Annotated in this window: 3 protein-coding genes; 1 reads left to right on the top strand and 2 read right to left on the bottom strand. The window is 69.1% G+C overall.

Annotation, left to right across the window (positions count from 1 at the left end):
- On the bottom strand, positions 1-532 hold a 532-nt coding region (locus A612_RS06600; RefSeq protein ID WP_019373720.1), incomplete at its 3' end, for a branched-chain amino acid ABC transporter permease.
- Positions 529-1386: an ABC transporter ATP-binding protein gene (locus tag A612_RS06595; RefSeq protein ID WP_040436253.1), complete on the bottom strand. Its 858-nt coding sequence runs from the start codon at positions 1384-1386 to the stop codon at positions 529-531. The genes A612_RS06595 and A612_RS06600, both read right to left, overlap by 4 nt.
- A gap of 130 nt (positions 1387-1516) precedes the next feature.
- Between A612_RS06595 and A612_RS06590 the strand changes: the two genes are divergently transcribed.
- Positions 1517-2193 (top strand): TetR/AcrR family transcriptional regulator (locus A612_RS06590; RefSeq protein ID WP_019373718.1); only part of this gene is annotated, 677 nt, incomplete at its 3' end.

Below are 2193 nucleotides of genomic sequence, written 5' to 3'. Positions count from 1 at the left end.
CGGTGGCGCGCAGCGCCACGCCGCCGCGCCAGAAGCGAAACACCAGCAGCACCGCGGCGATGAACACGGCAGCGATCACCGCGCCCCAGAACACCTTGGGCGCGAGGAAGGCCTCGCCGATCACGATCGGCTGGGTGGGCATGAAGTCCGGCAGGCGCCGCTGGTCGGCGGTCCAGACCATCTCGACGAGTCCGACCAGCACCGAGGCCAGGCCCACCGTTACCATGAACACCGAGATCGGCGGCTCGCCCAGCAGCGGCCGGATCATGGTGCGCTCGATAATGGCGCCGAGCAGGCCGCTGGCCAGCACCGCCGCGGGAATGGCCAGCCACAGCGGCAGCGCCCACATGGAGGCGAAGGTGAAGAACAGATAGGCGCCGGCCATCAGCATCTCGCCGATGGCGATGTTCACTACCCGCGTGGCCTTGTAGACCATCACGAAGGCCAGCGCCGCGAGCGCGTACAGGCCGCCGCTGGCGACGCCGGTCAGGCTGATCTCGAAGAGATAGGCCCAGTCGAAACCCTCGCTCATGCCGCCACCCCCTGCCTGGCTGCGGCCTGTAGCTTGGCGCGCAGGCTCTGCACGTCGCCCGAGCCCAGGTAGGCGCGGCCCACTTCCGGATCGGCCTGTACCACGGCGGGCGTGCCCTGCGCGATGACCTGGCCGAAGTTCAGCACCACCACGTGGTCCGACAGGTCCATGACCATGCCCATGTCGTGCTCGACCATCAGCACGGTGGCGCCCCATTCGGCGCGCACGTCCAGGATGAAACGCGCCATGTCTTCCGTCTCCTCGCGGTTCATGCCGGCCACCGGCTCGTCGAGCATCAGGATCTCCGGCTGCATGGCCAGCGCCCGCGCCATCTCCACGCGCTTTTGCAGCCCGTAGGGCAGGGCAGCCACGGGCGCGTGGCGGATGTGGTCGATCTCCAGGAAGTCGATGATGCGCTCCTCGATGTCGCGGCGCAGCTCGGCCTCCTCGCGCCGCGCGCGGCCCCAGTAGGCGAGGGCCTCGAAGACGTTGGTCTTCAGGTGCGCGTGGCGGCCGAGCTTGATGTTGTCGAGCACCGTCATGCCGCGAAACAGCGCGATGTTCTGGAAGCTGCGCGCCAGGCCCAGGCGCGCGCGCTCGGGGGGCGGCAGGCGGGTGATCTCGCGGCCGCGAAAGCGGATGCTGCCGCCCGTCGGGCGGTAGAAACCCGAGATGGTGTTGAACAGCGAGGTCTTGCCGGCGCCGTTCGGGCCGATCACGGCGGTGATCGAGCCCGGCTGCACCTCGAAGCTGACGCCGGAGAGCGCGCGCACGCCGCCGAAGGCGAGCGTCACGCTGTCCACCTGCAGCAAGGGAGGCGCGGCGGGCCGACCGCGCGGGGGGGTTGTCTCCATGGTTCCTCTACGGGTTTCTTCGCAACCGTCGTGTTCTACTTCTACGTAGACTGGTTACTCTGGAGTAGATTCTTGAACGGTCCGACCTGCCCGTCATCCGGACTTTCCCCATGAGTACAAGGTCTTAGCGATGGCTGCCTCCCGCAACCACCCCGCCGCGCCTGCCCCGGCGCGGCGCAAGAGCCCCGCGGCGCCGGCCTCGCCGTGGGCGGCCCTGCCCGAGCGCCAGCGCCAGCGCGAGGCCAAGCGCAACGCCGTGCTGACGACCGCGGCGCAGCTGTTCAACGAACGGGGCTTCCATGCCACTTCGCTCGACGACATTGCCGCGCAGCTGCACGTGAGCAAGCCGACGCTGTACTACTACGTGAAGAACAAGGACGAGATCCTGCTGGCCTGCGTGAAGAAGGGCCTGCACATGACGCTCGACGGTATCGAGGCCTCGCGCGCGGCGGGCGGCAACGCGGTGGACCAGCTGCGCGCGTGCATGCAGGTCTATGCGGACATCGTCATGCAGCCTTTCGGCATGTGCCTGATCCGCGTGGGCGACGAGGAGGTGCCCGAGCCGGCGCGCAGCGAGTTGCGGCGCATGAAGTCGGAGATCGACCTGGCGTTTCGCCGCCTGGTGGCGCAGGGGGTGGAGGAAGGCTCGCTCAACCCCTGCGACCCGAAGATGACGGCCTTCGTCATCGCCGGCGCGCTGAGCTGGATCGGGCGCTGGTACCAGCCCGAGGGGCGCTATGGCCCCGAGGAGGTCGCGCAGCAGTGCATCGAGACGCTGCTCGGGGGCGTGTTGCGGCGCCCGCCGCC

Source organism: Melaminivora alkalimesophila, assembly GCF_000282995.1.
Lineage (GTDB): Bacteria > Pseudomonadota > Gammaproteobacteria > Burkholderiales > Burkholderiaceae_C > Melaminivora > Melaminivora alkalimesophila.
Note: the sequence above shows the minus strand (reverse complement) of the source record. Positions and strands in the feature narration are given on the sequence as shown.

What these genes read in the sequence shown, in the direction of transcription:
- A612_RS06595 (WP_040436253.1), bottom strand. Translation starts at nt 1,386, where the DNA reads ATGGAGACAACCCCCCCGCGCGGTCGGCCCGCCGCGCCTCCCTTGCTG.